A 4586-nucleotide genomic window follows, 5' to 3' on the forward strand; every position below is an offset into this window, starting at 1 on the left:
TTCAGCGCGGCCCGCCCCCTGTCGTTCAGGTGCGCCTCGGCGATCGGCCGCAGCTCCGGGTCGGACTGCAGGAACCCGTTGAGCGACCAGCCGAGGAAAAGCCCGGGCCCGCTCCATCACGGCAAGTGCTTAACCGCCAAACTCCTCAAGCCCCTTGAGCGCCGAGTCCAACAACGCCTGCCGCCCATCAAGCTCCCGCTGCAACTTGTCCGCCTTGGCATGGTTGCCCTGCGCACGAGCCTGCTCGATCTGCCCCGTGAGCTTGTCGACGGCCGCCTGGAGCTGCCCGGTGAGGCCCGCGGCACGCGCCCGCGCCTCGGGGTTGGTCCGGCGCCACTCCGCTTCCTCGGCCTCCTGGATGGCCCGCTCGACGGCGTGCATCCGCCCCTCGACCTTCGGCCGGGCGTCACGCGGTACGTGGCCGATGGCCTCCCAGCGCTCGTTGATCGAGCGGAACGCGGCCCGGGCCGCCTTCAGATCGCCGACCGGCAGGAGCTTCTCCGCCTCGGCGGCCAGCTCCTCCTTGAGCTTGAGGTTCTCGCCCTGCTCGGCGTCGCGCTCGGCGAACACCGCGCTGCGGGCCGCGAAGAACACGTCCTGGGCGCCGCGGAAGCGGTTCCACAGGTCGTCCTCGTGCTCGCGCTGGGCGCGGCCTGCCGCCTTCCACTCCGTCATCAGCTCGCGGTAGCGGGCCGCGGTGGCGCCCCAGTCCTGCGAGTTGGACAGCGCCTCGGCCTCGGCGACCAGCTGCTCCTTGACCTTGCGGGCCTCTTCGCGCTGCGCGTCGAGCGACGCGAAGTGCGCCTTGCGGCGCTTGGAGAACGCCGACCGGGCGTGCGAGAAGCGGTGCCACAGTTCGTCATCCGACTTGCGGTCGAGACGCGGCAGGCCCTTCCAGATGTCCACCAGGGCGCGCAGCCGCTCACCGGCGGCCCGCCACTGCTCGGACTGGGCCAACTGCTCGGCCTCGGCGACCAGTTCCTCCTTGGCGTGGCGCGCCTCGTCGGACTGCTTGGCCTTCTGGACCTTGCGCTCCTCGCGACGCGACTCGACCAGTTCGACGAGCTTGTCGAGCCGCTTGCCCAGCGCTTCCAGGTCACCGATCGCGTGCGCGTCCGTCACCTGCTCGCGCAGGTGCTCGATCGCGGTCATGGCGTCCTTGGCCGACAGGTCGGTCGTCTGCACCCGGCGCTCGAGGAGCCCGATCTCGACGACCAGACCGTCGTACTTGCGCTTGAAGTAGGCCAGCGCCTCGTCAGGAGAGCCTGCCTGCCACGAGCCGACGACTCGCTCACTGCCGTCGGCCGAACGCACGTACACGGTCCCCGTCTCGTCGACGCGGCCCCACGGGTCGCTGCTCACAGCGCCTCCTCCACATGATGCCTGCGGAGGTCTCTCGGGCCCCCGGGCATCGTCCACAGTTTCGTCTCCGCCAACATAGGCGACCGGCGGGGCGGCTGTCCGCATCCCGCGCGACCGAACTTCTGCAGCGGGCAGGTCAGGACTTGGTCACGGTCCCCTTGTCGATCACGACGGTCGCGTTCGGCGCGGTGTTGCCCGTGGTCTGGTCGGCCGGCTGCGCGCCCGCCTTCGCGATCTTGTCCAGGACCTTCATCCCGGAGTCGGAGATCGTGCCGAACGGGGTGTACGTCGCCGGGAGCTTGCTGTCCTTGTAGACGAGGAAGAACTGGCTGCCGCCGGTGTGCTTCTGCCCGGTGTTCGCCATGGCGACGGTGCCCGCGGGGAACGTGTAGAGCTGCGTGCCCTGCTGCTTCTCCGCCTTCTTCAGGGAGGCGTCCTTCAGGTTCTCGTCCGGGATCGTGTACCCGGGGCCGCCCTGTCCGGTGCCGGTCGGGTCGCCGCACTGCAGGACGTAGATGCCCTGGGTGGTCAGGCGGTGGCACTTGGTGTGGTCGAAGAACTTCTTGCCCGCCAGGTAGTTGAACGAGTTCACCGTGTGCGGGGCGGCCGACGCCTTGAGGTCGATGTCGATGTCGCCGCAGGTGGTCGCGAGCTTCATCGTGTACTTCGCCGACTTGTCGATGGACATCGCCGGCTCCTTCTTCCAGGTCGCCTTCTCCGCCTTGCCCGCTGCCGGCTTGTCGCAGGGGTCCGGGGCCTTCGACGCCGACGGGCTCGCGCTCGGCGCGGCGTCGGTGGTCGTCTTCTTGTCGTCACTCTTGAAGGCCCCGGCGGCGTAGGCGCCACCCGTGCCGATGACGGCCACCGCGAGGACCGCGGCGATCACCGTGTTGCGGGTGCGCGCCTTGCGCCGCGCGGTCTCGCGCCGCTGCTGCTGGCGCAGGAACTTCTCCCGGGCGAGCTGACGCTGCCGCTGATCCTTGCTGACCACCGGGTGTTCTCCTCGTACGTCTCATGACCTTGGTGTGCGGGCCGGGCCATCGGTTGGTGCCCCGTACCGTATATGGGTTCGCTGTGGAATCGGCAGCGCCGGTAGGCTCTGATCTGCCGCATTCCGTGGTTTCCGACGACATACGAAGGACGATCGTGCTGATTGCCGGGTTCCCCGCAGGGGCCTGGGGCACCAACTGTTACCTGGTCGCCCCCGCCGCGGGAGAGGAGTGCGTGATCATCGACCCGGGCCATCAGGCGGCCCAGGGCGTCGAGGAAGCGCTGAAGAAGCACCGGCTCAAGCCGGTCGCGGTCGTCCTCACCCACGGCCACATCGACCACGTCGCCTCGGTCGTCCCGGTCTGCGGGGCGCACGACGTCCCCGCGTGGATCCACCCCGCCGACCGCTACATGATGAGCGACCCGGAGGCGGGCATCGGCCGCTCCATCGGCATGCCGCTCATGGGCGAGCTGACCGTGGGGGAGCCCGACGACGTGCGGGAGCTGGCGGACGGCGCCGCGCTGAAGCTGGCGGGGCTCGACTTCACCGTCGCCCACGCGCCCGGCCATACCAAGGGGTCGGTGGCGTTCAGGATGCCCGAGACCGCGGAGATCCCGTCCGTGTTCTTCTCGGGCGACCTGCTCTTCGCCGGCTCCGTCGGACGCACCGACCTGCCCGGTGGCTCCATGGACGACATGCTCGAATCGCTGGCCCGCGTGTGCCTGCCGCTCGACGACTCGACCGTGGTCCTCTCCGGGCACGGCTCCCAGACCACCATCGGCCAGGAGCGCGCCACCAACCCGTATCTGCGGCAGGTGGCCGCCGGCCAGGGAGTCTCGACCGAGACCCCCCGACGAGGAATGTGACGAGAAGACCTCCCGTGAGCACCTTTCAGGCCCCCAAGGGCACCTACGACCTGATCCCGCCGGACTCCGCGAAGTACCTCGCCGTCCGCGAGGCGATCTCCGCGCCGCTGCGCAACTCCGGCTACGGCTACATCGAGACGCCCGGCTTCGAGAACGTCGAGCTGTTCGCCCGCGGCGTCGGCGAGTCCACCGACATCGTCACCAAGGAGATGTACGCCTTCGAGACCAAGGGTGGCGACAAGCTCGCCCTGCGCCCCGAGGGCACCGCCTCCGTGCTGCGCGCGGCCCTGGAGGCCAACCTGCACAAGGCGGGCAACCTCCCGGTCAAGCTCTGGTACTCGGGCTCCTACTACCGCTACGAGCGCCCGCAGAAGGGCCGCTACCGCCACTTCTCGCAGGTCGGCGCCGAGGCGATCGGCGCGGAGGACCCGGCGCTCGACGCCGAGCTGATCATCCTGGCCGACCAGGCGTACCGCTCGCTCGGCCTCAGCGACTTCCGCATCCTGCTGAACTCGCTGGGCGACAAGGAGTGCCGCCCCGTCTACCGGGCCGCGCTCCAGGACTTCCTGCGCGGTCTCGACCTGGACGAGGAGACGCTGCGCCGCGCCGAGATCAACCCGCTGCGCGTCCTCGACGACAAGCGGGCCGACGTGCAGAAGCAGCTCGTGGGCGCGCCCTCGCTGCGCGACTACCTGTGCGACGCGTGCAAGGCGTACCACGAGCAGGTGCGCGAGCTGCTGCTCGCCGAGGGCGTCGCCTTCGAGGACGACGAGAAGCTCGTCCGCGGCCTGGACTACTACACCCGTACGACGTTCGAGTTCGTCCACGACGGGCTCGGCTCGCAGTCCGCGGTGGGCGGCGGCGGCCGCTACGACGGTCTCTCCGAGATGATCGGCGGCCCGTCGCTGCCGTCCGTCGGCTGGGCGCTCGGCGTGGACCGCACCGTCCTCGCCCTGGAGGCGGAGGGCGTCGAGCTGGAACTGCCCGCGACCACCAGCGTCTTCGCGGTGCCGCTCGGCGACGAGGCGCGGCGCGTGCTCTTCACCAAGGTCACCGAGCTCCGCAAGGCCGGGATCTCGGCGGACTTCTCGTTCGGCGGCAAGGGGCTCAAGGGCGCCATGAAGAACGCCAACCGCTCGGGCGCCCGCTACACGATCGTCGCCGGTGAGCGCGATCTCACCGAGGGCGTCGTGCAGCTCAAGGACATGGAGTCCGGCGAGCAGAGCGCGGTCGCGGTCGACGAGATCGTGGCCGTCCTCAAGGGCAAGCTCGGCTGAACCGGTCGGGAGCGGGGTGGGGGGGGGGGGGGCCCGCCCCCCCCCCCCCCCCCCGAGGGGGGTTGACGAGGGAAGGGGAAAACTGGGGCC

The 4586-nt window shown here is 70.2% G+C and carries 4 protein-coding genes; 2 read left to right on the forward strand and 2 right to left on the reverse strand.

Features of this window, described 5'->3' with window-relative positions; genetic code table 11:
- Positions 1-129 precede the first annotated feature (129 nt).
- Positions 130-1362, reverse strand: coding sequence for a DUF349 domain-containing protein (locus ABZ877_RS39610; RefSeq protein WP_361081560.1), 1233 nt, complete (start codon positions 1360-1362; stop codon positions 130-132).
- A 136-nt stretch (positions 1363-1498) separates the two neighbouring features.
- Positions 1499-2353, reverse strand: coding sequence for a peptidylprolyl isomerase (locus ABZ877_RS39615; RefSeq protein WP_361081563.1), 855 nt, complete (start codon positions 2351-2353; stop codon positions 1499-1501).
- Between the two features lie 155 nt (positions 2354-2508).
- Here ABZ877_RS39615 and ABZ877_RS39620 point away from each other — a divergent pair, with 155 nt between their 5' ends.
- Entirely contained in the window at positions 2509-3219 is a 711-nt protein-coding gene (locus ABZ877_RS39620) for an MBL fold metallo-hydrolase (protein ID WP_361081566.1), read from the forward strand.
- A gap of 14 nt (positions 3220-3233) precedes the next feature.
- On the forward strand, positions 3234-4496 hold the full coding sequence (gene hisS, locus ABZ877_RS39625; RefSeq protein ID WP_361081569.1) for a histidine--tRNA ligase: 1263 nt from the start codon (positions 3234-3236) through the stop codon (positions 4494-4496).
- Positions 4497-4586: the final 90 nt, after the last annotated feature.

It is taken from the genome of Streptomyces sp. NPDC046939, assembly GCF_040644575.1.
Taxonomy (GTDB): Bacteria; Actinomycetota; Actinomycetes; order Streptomycetales; family Streptomycetaceae; genus Streptomyces.